General features: G+C 72.4%; 20 protein-coding genes. 10 read left to right on the top strand and 10 right to left on the bottom strand.

Features of this window, described 5'->3' with window-relative positions:
- A complete protein-coding gene (locus HHX33_RS25095; RefSeq protein WP_182876758.1) occupies positions 1-909 on the bottom strand; it encodes a hypothetical protein in 909 nt (302 codons plus the stop codon).
- Positions 909-1469 (bottom strand): RNA polymerase sigma factor, encoded by a 561-nt coding sequence (locus HHX33_RS25090; protein WP_138460647.1) that lies wholly within the window; start codon positions 1467-1469, stop codon positions 909-911. Before HHX33_RS25090 ends, HHX33_RS25095 begins: the two co-directional genes overlap by 1 nt.
- Before the next feature lie 144 nt (positions 1470-1613).
- Between HHX33_RS25090 and HHX33_RS25085 the strand changes: the two genes are divergently transcribed.
- The 6 genes from HHX33_RS25085 (at position 1614) to HHX33_RS25060 (ending at position 6435) form a co-directional block, all read left to right on the top strand.
- Positions 1614-2264, top strand: coding sequence for a class I SAM-dependent methyltransferase (locus HHX33_RS25085; protein WP_182876757.1), 651 nt, complete (start codon positions 1614-1616; stop codon positions 2262-2264).
- Positions 2261-2842: a TrmH family RNA methyltransferase gene (locus tag HHX33_RS25080; RefSeq protein WP_259402832.1), complete on the top strand. Its 582-nt coding sequence runs from the start codon at positions 2261-2263 to the stop codon at positions 2840-2842. Before HHX33_RS25085 ends, HHX33_RS25080 begins: the two co-directional genes overlap by 4 nt.
- Positions 2843-2899: 57 nt before the next feature.
- A complete protein-coding gene (locus tag HHX33_RS25075) occupies positions 2900-3697 on the top strand; it encodes a glycerophosphodiester phosphodiesterase (protein ID WP_182876756.1) in 798 nt (265 codons plus the stop codon).
- 46 nt (positions 3698-3743) lie between these two features.
- Positions 3744-5093: an MFS transporter gene (locus HHX33_RS25070; protein WP_182876755.1), complete on the top strand. Its 1350-nt coding sequence runs from the start codon at positions 3744-3746 to the stop codon at positions 5091-5093.
- A 43-nt stretch (positions 5094-5136) separates the two neighbouring features.
- Positions 5137-5898, top strand: coding sequence for a hypothetical protein (locus HHX33_RS25065; RefSeq protein ID WP_182876754.1), 762 nt, complete (start codon positions 5137-5139; stop codon positions 5896-5898).
- 192 nt (positions 5899-6090) lie between these two features.
- On the top strand, positions 6091-6435 hold the full coding sequence (locus tag HHX33_RS25060; RefSeq protein ID WP_030509898.1) for an RNA polymerase-binding protein RbpA: 345 nt from the start codon (positions 6091-6093) through the stop codon (positions 6433-6435).
- Between the two features lie 90 nt (positions 6436-6525).
- On the opposite strand, the gene HHX33_RS25055 is transcribed toward HHX33_RS25060, so the two are convergent.
- The 4 genes from HHX33_RS25055 to HHX33_RS25040 all read right to left on the bottom strand — a co-directional run bounded on the left by HHX33_RS25055 (position 6526) and on the right by HHX33_RS25040 (position 11052).
- The gene (locus HHX33_RS25055) at positions 6526-8682 is read right to left on the bottom strand and encodes an MMPL family transporter (RefSeq protein WP_182876753.1); all 2157 of its coding nucleotides are present in this window, start codon (positions 8680-8682) and stop codon (positions 6526-6528) included.
- A gap of 24 nt (positions 8683-8706) precedes the next feature.
- Positions 8707-9252, bottom strand: coding sequence for a TetR/AcrR family transcriptional regulator (locus HHX33_RS25050; protein WP_182876752.1), 546 nt, complete (start codon positions 9250-9252; stop codon positions 8707-8709).
- Between the two features lie 95 nt (positions 9253-9347).
- Positions 9348-10370, bottom strand: coding sequence for a zinc-dependent alcohol dehydrogenase family protein (locus tag HHX33_RS25045; RefSeq protein ID WP_182876751.1), 1023 nt, complete (start codon positions 10368-10370; stop codon positions 9348-9350).
- Positions 10371-10539: 169 nt separating this feature from the next.
- Positions 10540-11052 (bottom strand): hypothetical protein, encoded by a 513-nt coding sequence (locus tag HHX33_RS25040; RefSeq protein ID WP_182876750.1) that lies wholly within the window; start codon positions 11050-11052, stop codon positions 10540-10542.
- A 275-nt stretch (positions 11053-11327) separates the two neighbouring features.
- Between HHX33_RS25040 and HHX33_RS25035 the strand changes: the two genes are divergently transcribed.
- Positions 11328-12323: a helix-turn-helix domain-containing protein gene (locus HHX33_RS25035; protein WP_182876749.1), complete on the top strand. Its 996-nt coding sequence runs from the start codon at positions 11328-11330 to the stop codon at positions 12321-12323.
- Here the strand turns inward: HHX33_RS25035 and HHX33_RS25030 are convergent.
- Positions 12320-13276: an SDR family NAD(P)-dependent oxidoreductase gene (locus HHX33_RS25030; RefSeq protein ID WP_182876748.1), complete on the bottom strand. Its 957-nt coding sequence runs from the start codon at positions 13274-13276 to the stop codon at positions 12320-12322. The genes HHX33_RS25035 and HHX33_RS25030 overlap by 4 nt on opposite strands.
- 142 nt (positions 13277-13418) lie before the next feature.
- Here HHX33_RS25030 and HHX33_RS25025 point away from each other — a divergent pair, with 142 nt between their 5' ends.
- Complete coding sequence (locus tag HHX33_RS25025) at positions 13419-14003, top strand: TetR/AcrR family transcriptional regulator (protein ID WP_182876747.1); 585 nt, start codon at positions 13419-13421, stop codon at positions 14001-14003.
- 92 nt (positions 14004-14095) lie between these two features.
- Here HHX33_RS25025 and HHX33_RS25020 read toward each other — a convergent pair whose 3' ends face one another.
- Positions 14096-16945 (bottom strand): BTAD domain-containing putative transcriptional regulator, encoded by a 2850-nt coding sequence (locus HHX33_RS25020; protein ID WP_182876746.1) that lies wholly within the window; start codon positions 16943-16945, stop codon positions 14096-14098.
- A gap of 184 nt (positions 16946-17129) precedes the next feature.
- Here HHX33_RS25020 and HHX33_RS25015 point away from each other — a divergent pair, with 184 nt between their 5' ends.
- Together HHX33_RS25015 and HHX33_RS25010 are read left to right on the top strand one after the other, a co-directional pair.
- The gene (locus tag HHX33_RS25015) at positions 17130-17636 is read left to right on the top strand and encodes a hypothetical protein (RefSeq protein WP_182876745.1); all 507 of its coding nucleotides are present in this window, start codon (positions 17130-17132) and stop codon (positions 17634-17636) included.
- 54 nt (positions 17637-17690) lie between these two features.
- On the top strand, positions 17691-18911 hold the full coding sequence (locus HHX33_RS25010; protein ID WP_182876744.1) for a hypothetical protein: 1221 nt from the start codon (positions 17691-17693) through the stop codon (positions 18909-18911).
- A gap of 101 nt (positions 18912-19012) precedes the next feature.
- Here the strand turns inward: HHX33_RS25010 and HHX33_RS25005 are convergent, their stop codons facing one another.
- The gene (locus HHX33_RS25005) at positions 19013-19825 is read right to left on the bottom strand and encodes a DUF1206 domain-containing protein (protein WP_182876743.1); all 813 of its coding nucleotides are present in this window, start codon (positions 19823-19825) and stop codon (positions 19013-19015) included.
- Between the two features lie 74 nt (positions 19826-19899).
- Positions 19900-20979 carry a serine hydrolase domain-containing protein gene (locus HHX33_RS25000; RefSeq protein ID WP_310741519.1) on the bottom strand — a complete coding sequence of 360 codons (1080 nt, stop codon included), beginning with the start codon at positions 20977-20979 and terminating at the stop codon, positions 19900-19902.
- Positions 20980-20981: the final 2 nt, after the last annotated feature.

The following is a 20981-nucleotide window of genomic DNA, read 5'->3' as shown; positions in this document are numbered from 1 at the left end:
TCAGGGGTGGGACGGTGACTCGGCGGCCGCCGGGCAGTAGGCGTCCCTGGCGCGTGGCCGGGGGTTGGGGGCGGGGCCGACCAGCAGGAGCGCCTGTCCGTCGGCGACCATGATCCCTTCGTGGACGTACCAGCCGGCGGGGGCGGGCAGCCGGGCGCCGCCGGCGGCGTAGGAGGTGAACTCCGCTCGCACGCCGTGCTCCCGCAGCAGGGGCAGGACCTCGGCGACGGTCCTGTTGAGGAAGTCCACGCAGTGGAAGGGCCGGCCTTCCATGTCGATGTGCTCCATGAGGCCGTACCGCTCCCCCGGCCGGGCGGCGCGGCCGATCAGCACCTCGGCGTGCCCGCGGAAGTCCACCGGGATGCGGAACCCGGCCGGGCAGCCGGCGAGGCGCGCGCACGTGCCCGGCGCCTGGATCGGGGTGATGGCGCTGTTGTCGCGGGTGCCGTCGACGTAGAGCGCCCGTCCCGCCGAAGCGGGGGCCGTGGGCACGATCCGCACCTCCACGTCCAGGCCGCGCTGGCGCAGTTCACGCTGGTACGTCGCGGGATCGGCGAACAGGTCCCGCACCATGACGACGTAGTGGCCGCCCTCCCGCCTGATGTCGAGCGCGGCGGAGGCGGGAGCGGGGCCGAGTCCGGCCGCCCCGGGGACGATCCACGACACGGCGAGCAGGACGGCGGCGAACGGAAGGACGACCGCCGCCAGGCGGAGCCGGAGACTCCGGACGGCCCCGCCGGCCGCGCGCCGGAACCGGTTCCCGCGACCGTGTGCCGGAAGCGGCTCCGAGACGATCTCTTCCAGCAGCTCCATGGCCGGCGGTGTCAGCCCCGGCCCGGGATCGGGGGCGATGCCGGCGACCAGGCGGCGCAGGTCGTGGTCACGTCCGTGGTTCGCGTGGTGGTCCATCACGCCTCTCCTCCCGCCAGCGCCGCCATCCGGACCCCGTACCGTGCCATGTCCACTCCCGCCGAGCTCAGCTCCGCGGCGAGGCGTTTGCGGGCCCGGTGCAGCCGGAGGCGGGCGGCCCCGCGCGAGCAGCCGAGCACCGTGGCGATCTCCGCCGACGCCAGCCCTTCCCAGCTCGCCAGCGCCAGCACCTCGCGGTCGTCGGCGCCGAGCCGCCGGAACGCCCGGCGTACGGCGTCGAGCTCCCCGTGGTCCGGCGGCCAGGGCGGCTCTTCCCGCCGCCGCGCGTCCCACAGGGCGAGCTCCGCTCCGAGCCGCTCGACGAGCGCGCTCCTGCGGGTCTCGGCCCTGCGGCCGTTGGCCAGCACCCGCCGGGCCACGCCGTACAGCCACAGGCGGGCCGCCGGACCGGCGGGGACGTCGCCGATGCGCCGCCAGGCCGTGGCGAAGGTCTCGGCGAGGGCGTCGGCGGCGTCCTCGGGGGACGTGGTGCGGCGCCGGACGTAGGCGAGGAGATCCGCGTAGTGCGCCACGTAGATCTCCTCGAAACGACGCCTCATGTCCCCGCGGCCCACCGCTGCTCCCCCTTCACCGTTTTTTCCCGCCGTCTCGTACGTGTCCGGAAGGCCGGAAGTGTTTCACCCCCGTCTCCGCGGAGCCGTCCGTGGAGATCACCGCTCCGCGGCGTTGGTACGTTTGGGCACGTGGCCCATTACTTCGAGGAGCGTCCCGAGGCGGACAGCCGGCCGGGGACGGTCACCCTGGTCCTCCCGGATCTGCACCTGCGCCTGGAGACCGACAGCGGGGTGTTCTCCCCCGAGCGGGTCGACGCCGGGACCCGGGTGCTGCTGGAGACCGTGCCTCCGCCGCCCCCGGAGGGCGACCTGCTCGACCTCGGCTGCGGCTACGGCCCGATCGCGCTGACCATGGCATCCCGGGCGCCGGGGGCGACGGTGTGGGCCGTCGACGTGAACCGCCGTTCGGTGGAACTGTGCCGCAGGAACGCCGCGAGCGCCCGCCTTGACAAAGTAAGGTCGGTGCACGCCGACGAGGTGCCGGAGGACGTCAGGTTCCGGGCGATCTGGTCGAATCCGGCCATCCGGATCGGCAAGGCCGCCCTCCACGCCATGCTCACGCGGTGGCTCGACCGGCTCACCCCCGACGGCAGCGCGTACCTCGTCGTGCAGAAACACCTGGGCTCCGACTCGCTGCAGCGCTGGCTGACCGAGCAGGGCTGGCCCGCCTCGCGGCTGGCCTCCCGGTCCGCCTACCGCGTCCTGCGGGTGGACGCCCGTCCCGCACCCTCCCCCGCGCCCTCCACTGTGCGCGGCTCTTCCGGCGACCAGGAGCGATGAGCGCCCCGATGAACACGACCAGGACGACCACGACCAACCCGCGCAGGCAGCTCAAGCCGACCGACGTCAAGCGGCTCAACCGCACCTGGCGCCGCAACACCGAGGGCCGGCTGGCGCTGATCCTCGAATCCGTCACGGGCCCCTTCAACATCGGCTCGATCTTCCGCACCGCCGCCGCGTTCGGCGTGGAGACGATCTGGCTGGCCGGCAACGCCACGCCGCCCACCAACCCCAAGGCGCAGAAGACCGCGCTCGGCACCGATCGGCTGGTCGAGTGGCACGAGCCGGTCCCGGTGACCGACGCCGTACGCGCCGCCAGGCAGGAGGGCTACCGGGTCGTCGCCGTCGAGCTGACCGGCGACGCCGCGCCGCTGCACGAGGCCGCGCTGGACGGGGACGTCTGCCTGGTCCTGGGCAGCGAGGACCACGGCTGCTCCCCCGCCTGCCTGGAGGCCGCCGACGCCGTGGCCTACATCCCGCAGGTGGGCAGGGTCGGGTCGGTGAACGTGGCGGTGGCCGCGGCGATCGCGATGGCCGAGGCCAGGCGACGGGAATGGGCGTCGTTGGGCGCCTCGTGACCCAAATGTTCATGTCCGTGCGCTGACGCACTCTCCGAGACCCGGCATACTCCTTTCGTGCACCGCCGTTTCGCGTTCCTCGACCATCCCGGCCCGCTCGCCTTCGCGCACCGCGGCGGTGCCGCCGAGGGCCGGGAGAACACCATGGAGGCCTTCTCCAGGGCCGTCGGCCTCGGCTACACCTACCTGGAGACCGACGCCCACGCGACCTCCGACGGCGTCCTGCTCGCGTTCCACGACCACACGCTCGACCGCGTCACCGACCGCGTCGGACGTGTCTCCCGCCTCCCCTACCGGGAGGTGCGGGCGGCCAGGATCGGCGGGCGGCACGAGATCCCCCTGATCGAGGACCTGCTCGGCACCTGGCCGGACGTGCGGTTCAACATCGACGTCAAGGAGAGCGCCGCGATCGCGCCGCTGGCCCGGGCGATCCGCCGCACCGGCGCCCACGACCGGGTCTGCCTGACGTCGTTCTCCGACGCCCGGCTGTCGCGCGCCCTGCGCGCGGTCGACGGAGAGGTCTGCTTCTCACTCGGCCCGCGCGGGCTGGCCGCCCTGCGCACCGCCGCGATGGGCGGCGGGTACGGCCGGCTGCTGTCGGGGCTGGCCCGGGCGGGGGTTCCGTGCGCGCAGGCGCCCATCGGGTTCCGCGGCCTGCGGGTGACCACCCGCGCCCTCGTACGGACCGCGCACGCGATCGGCATGCAGGTGCACGTGTGGACGGTCAACGACCCGGTGACGATGGCCCACCTGCTCGACCTCGGCGTGGACGGCATCATGACCGACAACATCAGCGGCCTGCGCGACGTCCTCAAGTCGCGCGGGCAGTGGCACCCCCGCCCGGCGGTCCCGTAACCCGCGGGACCGCCCGGCACGACCGCTCCACAGGCGAGGAGAGACGATGACCGCCCCCCAGGTCGTTCAGGAGGAGCTTCCCGGCGCGCGTCGGCGGGAGCAGCGCGGCTGGTACTGGTACGACTGGGCCGACTCGGCGTTCCAGACGACCGTCCTGACCGTCTTCCTCGGGCCGTACCTGACCTCGGTCGCCACGACGGCGGCGGGCGGCCCGGACGGCTTCGTGTCGTTCCTCGGCCTGGACCTGCGGCCGAAGGCGTACTTCACCGCGATGGTGACGATCTCGGTGCTGCTCCAGATCGTGGTCATGCCGGTCGTCGGCGCCGTGGCCGACCACACCGGGCGCAAGAGGCGCATCCTCGGGTCGCTCGCCTTCACCGGCGCGGTGGCGACCTTGGGGTTCTACCTCGTCTCGGGCGACGCGTACCTGCTGGGCGGCGCGCTGTTCCTGCTCGCCAACGTCACCTTCGGCTCGGCGCGGGTCGTGTACGACTCCTTCCTGCCCCAGATCGCCGGGGCGGAGGAACGCGACACGATCTCCAGCAGGGGGTGGGGCTTCGGCTACCTCGGCGGCGGCCTGCTGCTCGCGCTCAACCTGGTGGTCTACCTGTTCGCCGACATCGACGAGGGCCTGGCGGTGCGGATCAGCCTGGCCTCGGCGGGCCTGTGGTGGGGCGCCTTCACGATCATCCCGATGCTGCGCCTGCGCGACCGGCGGGTGCCGGTCCACGAGGCGACCGCGGCGCGGGCGGTCGCCGGCAGCGTGCGCCAGCTCGGCCGCACGATCGCCGAGGCGCGCCGCTATCCCCGCACGCTGCTGTTCCTGGTGGCCTACCTCGTCTACAACGACGGCGTGCAGACCGTCATCGGGTTCTCCGCGACGTACGCCGACCAGGAGCTGGGGCTGGGGCAGACCCACCAGATCGGCGCGATCCTGATGGTGCAGTTCATCGCGGTCGGCGGCGCCCTCGGGCTGGGGCGGCTCGCCGCGGTGTTCGGGACCAAGCGCACGGTCCTCGCCAGCCTGGTGGTGTGGACCGTGGTGGTGGGGGTGGCCTACTTCCTGCAGAAGGGCGCGGCCCTGCAGTTCTACGCGATCGCCTTCGCCATCGCGATCGTCATGGGCGGCACGCAGGCGCTTTCCCGGTCGCTGTACTCGCTGGTGATCCCGCCGGGGCGGGAGGCGGAGTACTTCAGCCTGTACCAGGTGAGCGACAAGGGGTCGGCGTTCCTCGGCTCACTGGTGCTCACGCTGGCGCTCCAGCTCACCGACAGCTACCGCACCGCGATCGTCTCGCTGATCGTGTTCTTCGTTCTCGGATTCGTGCTGCTCACGACCGTCAACCTGCCCCGGGCCATCCGCGACGCGGGCAACGAGGTCCCCGACCACATCTAGGAGGGGGAGTTCCTGGGAGGGACCGTCCGTGCTGCCTGGAGGCATGACCCCCCGACGGGCGGTGTGGCTCGTGCTGACCCATCGCGCCAGGGCCTTCGTTCCCGCCTGGGTGAGGGCCGGCTGGTGGCCACCGCTGCCCGGAGGGTGGGGAGCGCGGCGCTGGACCCGCGTCCCGGGCTGGGTGGACAACGGGCTCGCGCCCGCGCTTGCCGCCGCGATCTCCACGATGATCGCCTGGCGCCTCGGCCGGCAGGGTGAAGAGCTGATCGTCGTCGCCGGCGTCGTGCTGGTCGCCGTCCGGCTGGTGCCCGTCGTCCGGCCCGCACCGGTGCGCGATCGGCACGTCGCGCGGCGCGCGGACCACCCGGTCCTGCTGGCGGCCGTCGCCGAGGTCGCCGACGAGCTCGGAGTCCGACGCCCGTCACGCGTGTGTTTCGCCCCTGTCGCCGAGAGCGGTGGCACTCGGCTGGGGCCACGGCGTACGGAGCTGTGGATCGGCCTCGACCAGGCGCCCAGGCCGGCCGCGGACCCGATCCTGTCCACGCCTGGTCTCACCGTCGAGTGGAGATCCTCGTGGCCGGGCGCGGTGCGGAGCTCGTCCGGGAGCACAGAGAGTGGGTGTGCACCCACCCGACAGCCGGGGTCTGCGTCCTTCTCCCCGTTCTCCATCACCACCTGCGGATGCAGGGCTACAGGTACGGTCAGGCGCTCCGCCAGCGAGAACTCGTCGGTCCCGGCGGGGATCGTGTCGACGTCGCCCGGCTCGCCGAGGCGATCGAGCAGGGCCACCCGATACCCGAGATGATGCCTGTCCGGTATCGGTCGGCGGTGTGACTCGATCTTGAGGGCGCGATTTATACCGCACAGCTGGGACCAGTGGGACGGAAAAAGCGCGATTGGATCAGGTCTCGGCTGGGAATCCACACACGGTATCAGGCGTTGTACGCGGTGGCGAACGAACCCCCTCGAAGGCGGGGACCTCAGGAGGCTTAAGAACATGGGCGAGCGTGCACTTCGCGGTACCCGGCTCGGCGCGACCAGCTACGAGAACGACCGCAACACCGATCTGGCCCCGCGCCAGGAGGTGTCCTACACGTGCCCCAAGGGTCATCTCACCACCGTCCCGCTCGCCGTCGAGGCCGAGATCCCGACGACCTGGGAGTGCCGTCACTGCGGTAGCCCGGCGCTGCGGGTGGACGCGGAGCAGCCGCAGCAGAAGAAGGCGAAGCCGCCGCGGACCCACTGGGACATGCTTCTCGAGCGCCGCTCGATCGAGGACCTGGAGGAGGTGCTCAACGAGCGGCTGGCCATTCTGAGGGAGCAGCGGCGCAAGAGCGCGTAGGACGCCTGTGACGCCCCCGGCGGCCCTGGTCTCCAGGGCCGCCGGGGGCGTTTCGCTTGTGCCGGCCTGTCCGCGGGTACGGGCGAGGCGTCAGGACACCCCGGCCCGCTCCGGGGGCTCGGCGACGGTGAGGTGGTGGCGCAGGCGCTCGCCCTCGACGTCGAGGTCGGGCAGCGCCCGGTTCAGGGCGCGGGGCAGCCACCAGGCGGCGCGGCCGAGCATGGACATCACGGCGGGGACGAGGGTCATCCGGACCACGAAGGCGTCGACGAGCACGCCGACGGCGAGCGCGAAGCCCATCGACTTGATGATGGGGTCGTTCATGAACACGAACCCGCCGAACACGGCCGTCATGATCAGCGCCGCGGCGGTGACGACCCGCGCGTTGTGCCCCATGCCGTTGATCGTCGCCTGGCGGGGAGCGTCGCCGCGCACGTAGTCCTCGCGCATCCGCGAGACCAGGAACACCTCGTAGTCCATGGCCAGGCCGAACAGGATGCCGATGAGCAGGATCGGCAGGAAGCTGACCAGCGGGCCCGGGACGTCCACGCCCAGCAGACCGGCCAGGTGACCCTGCTGGAAGATCGCCACCGTGATGCCGAAGGTCGAGCCGACGGTGAGCAGGAAGCCCAGCGCGGCCTTGACGGGGACCAGGATCGAGCGGAAGACGAGCATCAGCAGCAGCACCGACAGGCCGACCACCAGCAGCAGGTACACCGGCATGGCGTCGGCGAGCTTGTCGGAGACGTCGATGCCCACGGCCGTGGCGCCGGTGACGGCGATCTCGGCGCCGCCGATGGCGGCGACCTTGGCGCGGATGGCGTGGACGGCGTCCTCGGTGGCGGCGTCGGTGGGCCCGGCCTTGGGGATGATGGTCAGCAGCGCGGTGGTGCCCGCGGCGTTCGGCTGCGGCGGGGCCACGGCCAGCACGCCGGGGGTCCGCTGGATCAGCTGGGCGGCCTGCCCGGCGGCGGCGGTCGTGGCCGCGCGGTCGGCGGCGGAGACCACGGCGATCAGGCGGGCGTTGAAGCCCTCGCCGAATCCCTCGCTGGTCAGGTCGTACGCCTCGCGGGCCGGAGTGCCGGGGGCGGCGGTGCCGGCGTCGGGCAGGGCCAGCCGCAGATCCTGGGCCGGCAGCGTGAGCGCGCCCAGGGCGAGCACGCCGGCCACGAGGATCGGCACGCGCAGCCGGGTGACCACCCGTCCCCAGGTGTAGCCGAAGCCGCGGCCCCCTGCGTCTGCGTCGTCTCCGGTGCGCTGCCTGCGGGGCAGCACGCGGGCCCCTGCGTACGACAGGAAGGCCGGCAGCAGCGTGAGGGCGACCAGGACGGCGACGGCCACGGTGCCGGCGGCGGCCAGGCCCATCACGCTGAGGAAGGGGATGCCGACGACCGACAGGCCGGCGAGCGCGATGACCACGGTCGCCCCGGCGAACACGACCGCCGATCCGGCGGTGCCGACCGCCCGGCCGGCGGCCTCCTCCGGCGCCACGCCTTCCGCGAGGAACTGACGGTAGCGGGAGGTGATGAACAACGAGTAGTCGATGCCGACGGCCAGGCCCAGCATCAGTGCCAGCACCGGCGTGACGGAGGTCAGCTCGACGACGCCGCTGAGCGCGAACAGCCCGCCCATGCCGGCGCCCACGCCGATCAGCGCGTTCAGCAGGGTCATGCCGGCGGCCACCAGCGAGCCGAAGGTGACGATCAGCACCACGGCGGCGATCAGGACGCCGATTCCTTCCGACCCGCCGACCTCCGGCGGGGCGTTCAGGACCTCGCCGCCGTGCTCGACCCGCAGCCCCGCCGCCGAGGAGCCGGCTTCGAGGTACGCCGCGCGCTGGGCGTCGGTCACGTCCTTGGCCGCGTGGGCGAACTGCACCTGGACCAGGGCGTAGCGGCCGTCGGGAGAGACGGCGCCGGTCTTGAACGGGTCGAGGGCGGCGACCACGCCGGGAACGGCGGCGGCCTCCTTGACCACGGGCGCGACCGCGGCGGGCTCCAGCTTCCGGCCCTGCGGAGCGGCCACCACGATGGCCCCGGTGGCACCGCTGGCCTGCGGGAACTCCTTGGCCAGGGCGTCCAGCGCCCGCTGTGACTCGGTGCCGGGCATCGAGAACTTGTCGCCGGCCGGGCCGTGGAAGGCCGCGGCGGCAAGGCCCAGGACCACCAGCAGGAGCAGCCACAGGGCGGCGACGCGCCCGCGCCTGCGGAAGGAGAACCGGCCCAGCCGGTACAGCAGGGTTGCCACAGCAGATCTCTTTCTCGGGGAGGGTCAGCCGGTCGGCAGACCGAGCGTCCGCAACGCGCCGCGGGTGAGTTCCGCGCGCAGTGTCTCTTCGGGGATCACGCATTCACTGGCGCTGGTCAGGATGATCCCGAGCATCGCCATCCAGGCCCAGACGCGGACCTGGGGGGCGTCCGAACGGCCTGACAGGGCTTCGGTGAGCCGTTCCACGATGTGGTCGGCGTCGGGCAGCTCCGGCCGGTTGATCAGCGCGTCGACGTCCTGCAGGAGGATCTTCACCTGGAGCCGGAAGCGCAGGGACAGGTCGACGAGCCCGGTGACGGCGGCACGGGCGGCCTCCTCACCATGCAGCCCGGCGAGCCGCCCTTCCAGCTCGGCGAACTCCGGGCCGACGGGCGCAAGCAGCTCGGTGAGGATCGCGTCCTTGTTCGTGAAGTGGTACAGCAAGGACGCCTTGGAGCAGCCCGCGTCCGTGGCGATGTCCTGCAGCGAGGTGCCGCGGAAACCATGGGCGGCGAACAGCCGCACGGCCGAGTCGAGGATGTCCGCGCGCGTCGTGGTTGCGCGTGCCATGCGGAACACAATAGCTGACCGATCGGCCAGTATTTGACCGATCGGCCAGCTATGTGATGGATCTAACGGTGGGCGCCTGGTGCGAAGATGCGGCGTCAGGGGCGCAGCAGGACCTTGACGGCCCGGCGCTCGTCCATGGCCCTGTAGGCCTCGGCGGCCTCCTCCAGCGGCAGTTCGAGGTCGAAGACCTTGCCGGGGTCGATCTCGCGGTCCCAGATCAGCCGGATCAGCTCCGGCAGGAAGCGGCGCACCGGGGCCGGGCCGCCGTGCAGGTGCACGGCGGAGAAGAACAGCTCGATGCCGGGCAGCTCGACTTCGTGGGTGACCCCGACGTAGCCGACGTGCCCGCCGGGACGAGTGGAGCGGATGGCCTGCATCATCGACTCCTGGGTGCCGACCGCCTCGATGACCGAGTGCGCGCCCAGCCCGCCGGTCAGGTCCTTGAGCCTGGCCACGCCCTCGTCGCCGCGCTCGGTGATGATGTCGGTGGCGCCGAACTCGACGGCGAGCTTCTGCCGGTCGGCGTGCCGGCTGAAGACGACGATCCGCTCGGCGCCCAGCCTGCCGGCCGCCAGCACGCCGAGCAGGCCGACGGCGCCGTCACCGACGACCGCGACCGTCCTGCCGGGACCGGCCTCCGCGGCGACCGCGGCGAACCAGCCGGTGCCCAGCACGTCGGAGGCGGCCAGCAGGCTCGGAATCAGGTCCGCGTCGGGCATGCCGGGGGTGGCGACCAGGGTGCCGTCGGCCAGGGGAACACGGGCCCGCTGCGCCTGGGTGCCGATCGCGCCCATCGGCACGGCGTGCACACAGCGGGACTGGTAGCCGGCCCGGCAGATCTCACATGTGTTGTCGGAGGCGAAGAACGAGCCGACCACGAACTGGCCGGGCCTGAGATCGCGGACCTCGCTGCCGACCTCCTCGACGACGCCGACGTACTCGTGGCCCATCGGCTCCGGCCCGTCCTGCCTGGTCACACCCCGGTAGGGCCACAGGTCCGAGCCGCAGACACAGGCCGCGGACACCCGGATGATCGCGTCGGTCTGTTCGAGGATCCTCGGCTCCTCGCGCTGCTCCACCCGGACGTCACCGGGGGCGTGCATCACTACCGCTCGCATCTCGTCTACTCCTTGGTGGGCGTCTCTCAGCGGCTTGCCTGCGGGCCGCCGGTCAAACCCTGGGGCCGGGCGTGGCCACAACCCAGTGAACGCGCTGGCCAGAGGGCAGGGAGGCTCTGATGATAGGCGTACTGACGGGACACCCCGGCCACACCGCCGGGCCGTTGGGTCAGGGCAGGGCCTTCGACAGGCGCAGCCAGTTCCGGACCGCGGTCCTGACCTCCCCCGCGGGTAGCGATTCCTCGATGACATGGAGTGGCATGAGCATATTCTTGATGAATCGCAGTTTCTTGATTGTCCGCAGATCCAAGGATCGCCAATCTTGTGCCAGGGCGGTCGCGTCCGGCAGAGAGTACGGCACCTCCGCGAGAAATGATTCGGCGGCAGACTCCGGACTCAACGTCCCCGCTGGAGTCTCATCAAGACCGATCAGGGCCGCTACGACATTCAGCCGCCTGATCGTGACCTCGGATCGTTCCAGCCCTCCCGCCTGCTCCGCGGCGTTCAGCACGCAGACCAATGCCTCGATCTCACGCCCGCGATCAGCCGAGTCCATCGTGGGACTGTCGACAGCCTGAGTAAGCGCCTCGACGAGAGTGAGCCAGTCGTTGGGATCCGGCAGCGCCTCTTCAGGCGCTCCGCAGGCGAACAGTCGCGTCAGCTCACCCGCAGGCAGTGCCATGAATCCTTTCAGGCTCCACGTCACATGGACTCCAAGAAGTAGATGCCTGCCTGCGGCCGAGAAAGCGATATCTCACGCCGATCGGCACGTGTCCATACAGCCAGGTTGCCCAGCGCAGACGAGAATGTCTTGACTTGTTCTGCACGCTTCATGACGATTTCTGCATGCCGTACACAAAGTCTCCTACAGCCACCGGGCCGGCGACGCGCCCGCATGGCGGAGGTGCTTCGCGGTGAAGAAAGCCGCCATTCCATGACAACGACCGCCGAGGACACATGAAAATCGCGTGGAACACCAGAGACATGGCCGTCCCGGATCGGTTCACCTTCTGGAACGACACCATGTCGAGGACTCTTGTGCCGGTGCGGCTGGCCACCGACCATCCCGCCCGCTTCGACGGATCAGCGCAGGTATTCGGCCTCGGCGCACTGCAGATGTCGCTGATGAACCACTGCCTGCTGCAGGCGAGCCGGCCCGTGAAGCTCATCCGCCAGTCGGATCCGGAAGTCTTCCAGTTGCATCTCATTCTCCGCGGCCGTGGCCGCATGACGCAGGCGGGACGGGATGCCGCCTTCCAGGCGGGACAGCTGCTCCTCATCGACTCCTCCCGGCCGTTCGGGGGGTGGCGGGGATCCGCCGACGATCCGGCCAGGTCACTGATCATCCAGTTCCCCCGGGCCGCGCTCGGCCTGCGGTCCGACATGGTCGGGCAGCTCACCGCCGCGCCGATTCCCGTACAGAACGGCATCACCGGCGTCCTGGCCGGGCATCTCAAGCACCTGGCGGAGAACGCCGACGGTCTCACCTCCCGTGACGCGCAGACGGTGGCCGACGTCACCTTCGACCTGATCGCGGCCGCCTGCGCCGACCGGCTGGAGGCCACCGCCCTGCTGTCACCGGAATCGCGACGCCGGGCCCTGCTGTCGCTGATCCACGACTTCGTCCGGCAGCGGCTCGGCGACCCCGGCCTCACCCCTCAGACGATCGCCGCGGCACACCAGATCTCCGTCCGGCACCTGTACAAGCTCTTCGAGGAGCAGGGCGTCACGGTGGCGGCCTGGATCCGCCGATGCCGGCTGGAACAGTGCCACCGCGATCTCGCCGATCCCCGGCAGCGTTCCCGTCGGATCCAGGCCATCGCCACTCACTGGGGCTTCACCGATGCCGCCGCCTTCAGCCGGGCCTTCCGCTCCGCGTACGGCATGTCACCCCGCGATCACCGTAAGCGGGCGGCGGGCGACGACCCTTCGGAGAATCCCGGGGTCGGTTAGAGGTCGAGCAGGTCGGCCGACAGCTGCCAGAGCAGGGTGGCCGCCTCCGGGTCGAGCGCGTACTCGGCGACGCCGCGGCGGGTGCCCGGGCGATGCGGCCCGGCCTCCTGGCAGTCCTCGAAGTAGCGACCGGTGACGCCCTCGACCAGCGGCGAGGCCGCGAGCAGCACGGAGGTGGCCGCGCCCTGCTCGACCGTCTTCCAGGCGGGGCCGTCGCCGCCCATCTGGGTGCGCATGCGCTCAAGCTCCTCCTCGGTGACGTGCCGCTGGAGGTTGGTCGGGATCGCGCCGGGCATGAGCGCGTTGACCTCGATGCCGTCGCCGGCCCAGCGCCTGCCCGCCTCGACCGCGAACAGCACGTTGGCGGTCTTGGACTGCCCGTACGCCAGCCACGGGTCGTACGGGCGCTCCCGGAACTGGATGTCGTCGAAGACGACCGGCGAGCGCAGGTGGGCGCTGGAGCTCACCGACACGACGCGGGCGCCTCCGGCCGCCGCGAGCGCCGGGTGCAGGCCGACGGCCAGCGCGAAGTGCCCGAGGTGGTTGGTGGCGAACTGCGACTCCCAGCCCTCGGGCGTGCGCGCCTCGGGCGAGGCCATCACGCCGGCGTTGTTGACCAGGATGTGCAGCGGCCCCTCCCAGGTCGCGGTGAACGACGCGACGGACGCCCGGTCCATCAGGTCGAGTGGCGCCACGCGCACCCGCGCGTTGCCGGTGCCGAGGGCGAGGTCGTCGGCGACCCGCTTGCCCGCGCCGAGGTCGCGGACCGCGATCGTCACCTCGGCCCCCGCGGCGGCCAGCGCCCGCGCGGTCTCGACGCCGATGCCGGACGCGCCGCCGGTCACGACGGCCCGCCGCCCGCGCAGGTCGACGCCCTCTATCACCTCGGCGGCGGTGGACCCGGCGGTGAACGGCGTGGTGACGCGCGTGGCCTGAGTCGTGTTCCGAGTCATGTTCGTTCCCCGTCCCGTACGGCGGCGCGGGCCCCTGGGAGTCCGGGCCGCTACAATCAGAACAAACCGGAGGAACCTCCGGTACGCTTTGTGACTCTAACCGGAGCTTCCTCCGGTTAGCAACCCGTGCCGTGGAGGAGCCGTGTCCACCCCCGGACCCAAGCCGTTGCGCGCCGACGCCCGGCGCAACCGCGAGCGGCTGCTCGACGTCGCCGTACGGGCGTTCTCCCAGGATGGGCCGGACGTCACGCTCGACGCGATCGCGAAGGAGGCGGGCGTCGGCATCGGCACGCTCTACCGCCACTTCCCCACCAGGGAGGCGCTGATCGAGGCGGCCTACCGCAACGAACTGGCGAAGCTGTGCGACGCGGCGGCCGGACTGCTGGAGGAGATGCCGCCCGATGTGGCGCTGCGCACCTGGATGGGCCGCTTCGTCGACTACCTGGCGACCAAGCGGGGCATGGCGGACGCGCTCCGCGCGGTGATCGCCACCGGCGCCAACCCGTACGCGCACAGCCGCGACCGGCTGGTCGGCGCGATCGGCACGCTGATCGAGGCGGGGGCCGCCGCGGGGGTGTTCCGGCGGGACGTGGCGGCCGAGGATCTGCTCACCGGCATGAACGGCGCCTGCCTCGCCGCGGGTGAGCCCGCGCAGCGCGAGCAGGCCGGGCGGGTGATCGACCTGCTCGTGGACGGCCTGCGCCACGGCGCCGACGGGGCCGGCTGACGCGCGAAGCCGGCTGACGCGCGAAGCCGGCCCGGCGGAGCCGGCGAAGGCCCGTCGGCGGTCTCCGGCGCCGTGGCTCGCCTCCGTCCCGGTCATGCGTGACCGCTCCTGCCGACCAGGTGATCCCGCAGCCGGGCGTGCCGGAACTCGTACACCCCTCCCGTCTGCCGCAGAACGCCCCGCCGATGGGCGTCGTCGAGGAACCGGATCAGGCGCAGCGGTGTCCGTCCGGTCAGGGCCAGCCAGATCCGGGCGACGGTGAACGCCCCCCAGGCTCTGGACGACGCCACGGTCAGCCCGACCGCGAGTCCGAAGACACCCCCTGCCGCGAGCCCGGTGGCGAGCGTGCCGGCCGGCGTCATCACCTGGCCGCCCATCACGGCGGCCGCGAGCCCGTAGGTCACGCTGCCGAGACGCCCGAACAGGGAGCGGCCCAGTATCGCCGCCGCGATTCCGGCGGGCACGGCGAGTTCGAGGTCGAAGACGCCGCCGAGGACCGGAACCGCCCGGATGTCCCGGCTGAAGGTGTAGGCCGTCGCGTAGAACAGGCCCAGTGTCACCGCGATGGACAGCGCGAACCACAGGGTGGCGACGCGGTCCTGTCTCAGGATGGCCGACGGGCTGGACACCCGGGTCGCGTCGGCGGGGATGTCCAGCCACACATGCGACCCTGTCGCCAGGCCGAAGACCACGCAGAGCATGAGCGTCAGGACCGACGGCAGCGCCCAGCCGAGCCCGAGCGCCACACCGATCGCGAGGCCGATGACGAACCGGCTCAGGAAGCGTCTCGCGGTGCCGCGGAACCGGACCTCGACGCGTACCGGCCCCGGCCGCCCGCCACGCGCGTTCGCGACGACGCCCGCCAGCCCGAACGACAGCCCGTAGACGAGCCCGATCACGGGCCCGGCCGCGAGGCCGCCGGTGAGTGCGCACAGGACCGCGGGTGGCAGTCCGAACACCACCCCTCTGGTGCGGTGCGGAACGGTGTCGGCCAGCCGCCACCACTCGAAGTCGTGGGTGTGCCTGCGCCCCAGGTGACCGGCGAGGAAGGTGAGCCACCGCAGGGCGTGTTCGCTCCGGTACCGGGGGAACGGGTGCGGCCTGATGCCCGGCGCCGGCGGATGGTGCCGGTAGACGGCGGGCAGGAACGCGTCGAGAAGGTGGTCTTCGATCTCGGCCGGGCCGGGGAAACGGGCGACGTCCAGCAGCTCGGTGGGGTCGGCGGCGGCGTCGGCGTAGGCGGTGCGCGTGAGGTCGACCATAAGAGGGGTGGACAGCGCGGACGCCAGCGGTCCCCGAGGGTGTGCCCGCAGATGCTCCGCGACGGGGTCCCAGCGGTCCTCGCCGAGCCGCCGGCGTGCGGTGAGGTAGGCGATGGCGTCCTCGGCATCCACGGGCTCGATCTCGACGACGGCCGCCCTGGCCAGGATGGCGCCTCCGCGCCGTACCGCTTTCTCGTACTCGGTGCTGCGGCAGGTGACCACGAGAGGGCGGCCACCGGCGACGGCCTCGTCGAGGGCGTCGATCGCGGCCGCGTGCAGGCCGGGCGGGGTTTCGTCGAGGCCGTCGAGAACCGGCAGCACCCGTCCCGTGCTCACCAGGCGCGCCGCGGCGTCCGGTCCGTACGCCGCCTTGTTGGCCAGCCCCGGGTATTCCTCGACCAGCTTGCGGGCGAACCAGGTGTGCAGGTGCTCGCGTCGCGGGCTCCATGACGAGAGCGGCACCAGCACCGGTGTGGGCTCGCCTGGCCGGGCGGTGCCGAGCAGCCCGAGAGTGAGCAGGATCGCCAGCACCGTCTTACCCGCGCCCGGCTCGCCGAGAATGACCAGCTGACGTGCCGGGAGCCGCCGGAACGCGTCGACCAGGTCGTCCAGGTCGCCGCGGAGGTCCACGCGATCGTCGCGGCCGGTCGCGTCGTTGTCGTCACCCAGCACCGCGGACGCCGTGGCGGCGATCGACCGGCCCGTGCTGGACCAGCGCAGCCGGACGGGTGCCGGACGGTGCAGGTACCGGGCCGCGGCCTCCGCCGTCCACTGCTGGGCGACCCCCAGCGCGAGTTCGAGCGCCGCCCGGTCCAGGCGATGCGCGCCGTCCGGGCCGACGGGCTCCGGGCCGCCGCCCGGCCCCTGGGCGAGGGGGCGCACCGTCATGGGCGCGGGCCCGTCCAGCTCCTTGTCTCCGCGCAGGATGCGCTCATGCAGGTCCCGCAGTTCCGGCCCGGGATCGATGCCCAGCTCCTCCGCGAGCAGCCGGCGGAGGTCGTGGAACGCCGTCAGGGCGTCCGCCTGACGGCCCGCCCGGTACAGCGCGAGCATCAACAGCCCGCGAAGGCGTTCCCGCAGCGGGAACTCGTCGATCAGCCGCGTCAGCTCCGCGATGGCCGCCGTGTTCTGGCCGAGTTCGACTCTGATCGTCGCCCGCAGTTCCCAGGCGAAACCGTGTCGCTCGTGCAGTCTCCGTCGCTCGGCCTCCAGCCGGGGACCCTGAAGGCCGCCGAAGGGCTCACCCCGCCACAGGGCCAGCGCCGCGTCGACCTTCCCGGCAGCCGCCTCGAGGTCTCCCTGTGCCCGCAGGTCCTCCGCCGCCGTGAGATGCCGCTCGAAAATCGCGACGTCCAGTTCCGAGGGGTCGCCGCGCACCTGGTAGCCGGCGTCGGAGGAAACCAGCACCGCGTTCCGCGCGGTCGACGCCCGGCCCGGTTCCACGACACGACGCAACCGGCTGACATATGTCTGCACGGTGCTGCGGGCGTTACGCGGCGGATCGGCGCCCCACACCGCGTCGACGAGCGCCGTGACGGACACCGGCCGATTCATCTCCAGCAACAGCACCGCCAGAACCGCCTGCTGCCTGGCCCAGCCCAAATCCAGTTCTTCCCCGTCCCGCCACGCTTTCATCGGGCCGAGCAGCGAATACCGGACCCTTCCAACGGCTTCCGTCACGCCACCTCCCAGGGCATGCCCGTGCGAAACATACGCTAGCCCGTCCACTTGACGCTCGATCGCCGCACTCCACACAAACGGCTCTGACCAGCCACTAAGGCGTCATGAAAGCGGCACTAACGCGGCGGTTTGCACACTCGGACCAGTTCCGTAAATGGACAACCCGAGAAGAAGGGGAAGCGAAATGGCACGCACGAGAATCATCGCGGTCGCGACGACGGCGGGGCTGCTGGCCGTTCTGGCCGGACTCACCGCGCCGGCCCAGGCAGGCACCGGCGCGGCCGCGGGAGTGAACGCCGCCACCGCCCGCGCCGCGTCGACGAGCGGCTCCTGCAGCAACAAGGGCGCCTTCATCAACTTCAACGCCTACTACCACAACAGCAGCCGCTACCACGTCTTCACCTCCTTCGACTGGAGCATCGGCGGCAGCGGCGTCCGCAACAAGAACAACGTGGAGCTGCGGGTCAAGCACCACAACACGGCGGGGCACGACACCATCCACTGGACCTGGATCTCGCTGGACAACACCCGCAAGGGCTACTCGAAGCTGACGTCCGCGAACTCCTACCGCCCGGTGCCGAAGAGCGGCGTCAAGGTGGCGAAGAACAAGAAGGCCTACGTCGAGTTCAAGGCCGTCTTCGACAAGAAGGGCACCGACCCCCGCTGCGGCAGCCACACCCAGAACATCTGACCACGGGCCGCCCCGCCCCCGGGCGGGGCGGCGAACCTCCTGGAGGGCCGATTCGTGTTCCCGCGCTACGCGACGCTCGTCCTGGGCACGGCCACGGCGGTGATGCTGGCCGCCTGCTCCGGCCGCGGTCCCGCGCCCCCGGCGGCTCCGGCCACACCGTCCCGGGGAGCGTCGGCCTCGGGCGTGCCGCGGGGGCACGCGCCCGTGGCACCGGGCCTCCAAGCAGGCCTCGAACCGGGCCTCGAACCGGGCCTCGAACCGGGCCTCGAACCGGGCCTCGAACCGGGCGCGGCGCCGGGCGCGGTGGTCCTGGCCGCGTCGTCCAGCGGAGCCGTCGTCGCCGATCCGGCCACGAGGTCCTACCGCGGTTACACCTCCACCGGCGAACTCTCCTGGATCGACCGGGACGCCTACCGGAACGACGCCGAAGTGGTCTGCGCCGTCCGGTGCCCGGACGCGGTGATCACCGCCGCCGGGCGGAACGGGACGAACCGCGTCCGGCTGCGGACCGGGACGCGGGCCCGCCTGATGGCCCCGGGCCGAGCGCCCGTGCAGCGCGTACTGGCCGTACGGGGACCTTCCGACGCGGTCCTCGTCGAGGACGGCCGCGGTGGGCGGGGCGCCCGCATCCGGGCGGACCGCACCGACCGCACCCGGGTGCTTGTCGACGTGGCCGACACGGCCGGCGTGCTGTGGGTGGAGGACGCCGGCCGCTCGGCGGCCCTGGCCGTCTACCGCGGACCGGGCCACGCCGGAACGAGCGTGCTGGCGTTCCGCCGGGACGGCCGTGGGTGGCGTCCCGGCGGTCGGCCCCGGCCGGTGGCGGAGGCCTGGGGCGGCTGCCTGGGTGGCGTGCGAGGTCCGGCGATCCTGGCCGGTCCGCGCGGAACGCTGCTGGCCCACGGCACGCCGGCGCCGCTGACCTCGGACCTGCCGCAGGTGGGGGAATGCGCCGCGGGCCGGGACGGCGCCGTGCTGCTGGCCCGATGGATCGACGCCGGCGGCACCGCGCACACGGCCCTGCGGGGCGTCGACGCCGCCGGACGGGAGACGTGGGCACGTGACGTTCCGGCAGAGGTGGAAGTGGCGGCTCACCCGTCCGGACGGCAGTTCGCGCTTTCCGGCGAGGCGGGCCTGGAGATCGTCGACCAGGGCGGGCGCACCCTGGTGCGCGCCGCCGGAGTGTCGTCCGCGCGCTACACGGAGACGGGACGCCTCGTGGTCGTCGACGGCGCCGGGACACCTCGGTGGGCCGAACCGCCCCGCGACGGGTGATCAGCCGGCCAAGGGCGCCGCCCATCCCCCGCGGCTACGGCAGAGGCCGGCCGCGCGCTTCGCCGCGCGCGGCCGGCCCCAGGGTGTTCCGGCGAATCCACTCACACCCGGTGCCAGCGGGCCTCCGCGAAGCAGTAGACGGCGAACAGCACCAGGCCGATCGCGACCACGACCAGCAGCCACGGACCGGCCGGGGTGTCGGCGAGCGCCTTGAGCGCGTCGTCGATGCCGGCCGCCTTGTCCGGGTCGTACGTGAGGGCCGCCTGGCCGATCAGGGCGCCGGCGGCCAGGGCGATGACGCCGCGGGCGATGTAGCCGGCCTTGCCGAGCTTCACCACGACACCGCGGGTGCGGGGCTCGGTCACGTGCATGTCGCGCATGAACTTCTCGGTCCAGCCCTCGTAGATCCAGTACACGCCGAGGGCGATCACGCCGAGAGCCATCAGCCCGACCAGGAACTGCCCGGCGGGCAGGTCGAACAGCGCCTTGGTGGCGTCCTCCGACTGGCTGTCGGACGAGGAGGCGCCCTTGTTCTGCGTGAGCAGCGCCACCATCGAGTACACGAGGGCGGCGTAGACGACGGCCCTGGACACGGCCTCCACGCGCTCCCTGGCCTCGGGCCGGCCCCAGACGGCTTCGGAGACCTGCCAGATCACCAGCGCGGCCAGGCCGACGGCCATGATCCACAGCAGGGGGTCGCCCAGGGGCGAGTCGCGCACGATCTGGAGCGCGCTGCTCTTGTCGGCCTCCCCGCCGCCGCCGAAGGCGATCTGCAGCGCGACCAGTCCGATGATCGCGTAAAGGACGCCCCGGGCGGCGAAGCCGACCTTGGCGAGTTTCTCAAGAGCGGGATGGTCAGCCGCCCTCCGGGCCGCGCCTTCCAATCGCCGGCCGGTCTGATGCGCGGTCGTCATCACAGTACCTCTCCCTCTGGAGGCGGATCGATCTTCCCGCTGACCCAGACGAGGAGGATTAAACGTCTCCCTGCTCAGCCGGACAGGCGCAGGGCCTCGGCGGCGACGGCGTGCCGCAGGTCGCGGATGCCGGGCCGCCCCCGCAGAGGATGGACGTTGTTGGTGAGCAGCACGACGGTCAGGCGGCGGGCGGGGTCGACCACCAGCGACGTGCCGGTGAAGCCCGAATGGCCGAACGCGCCGGTGAGCGGGCCCACGATGGCTGGGTCATCGATCCGCACCCCGAGCCCCTGCCGGAAGGCGGCGCCCGGAACGCCCTGGTCGCGCAGCATCTCGGCGGTCCACTCGGGCGAGAGGATCGGGCCGCCGCCGGTGCGGAGCGCCTCGCCGAAGCGCACGAGGTCGGCGGCCGTGGAGAACAGCCCGGCGTGGCCGGTCACGCCGCCCAGCGCGTGGGCCGTCTCGTCGTGCACCTCACCTCTGACGCAGCCTCCGGCACACCGCTCCCGCTTGAACTCGGTCGCGACGGCCCGCCCCGGCTCGACCGGCCCGTACGTCGTGGCGCCGAGCCCGAGCGGCCCGGTGACCCGCTCACGCACGAGCACGTCCAGCGGCGCGCCGCCGGCCGCCTCCGCCACCCGCCCGGCCGTGATCATGCCGACGTCCGAGTAGAGATGCGTGCCCGGCGGCCCCTGCGCGGGGGTGGACAGCACCAGGCCCCAGCGGGCCTCCTCCGGCTCCCTCTCCACCCGGCGGCTCGCGGGCAGGCCGGCCGAATGCGTCAGCAGGTGCCGTACGGTGATCTCGGGCCGATGCCCGTAGAACCGGGGCAGCCGCGCGGCCACCGGCTCGTCGAGGCCGAGCGCGCCCTCCTGGGCCAGCGAGACCACCACCGCGGCCGTGAACATCTTGGTCAGCGAGGCGATGTCGAAGAGCGCGTCCATCGCCACGGCCGGCCGCCCGGGCGGCAGCCCTGAATCCAGCCCGGGCGGCAGCCCTGAATCCAGCCCGGGCAGCGGTTCTCCGGAGGGTCCCGCGTACCGCACCGCCTCCCCCACGGCGGCCGCGGCGACCGTGCGCCCGTCCAGGGCGATCACGGCGACCGCCGCCGAGGCGACCTCGGGTACGGCCGCACGCAGGACCTCTTCCAGCACCG

The organism is Microbispora sp. H10670, from assembly GCF_014161385.1.
Lineage (GTDB): Bacteria > Actinomycetota > Actinomycetes > Streptosporangiales > Streptosporangiaceae > Microbispora > Microbispora triticiradicis.
Note: the sequence above shows the minus strand (reverse complement) of the source record. Positions and strands in the feature narration are given on the sequence as shown.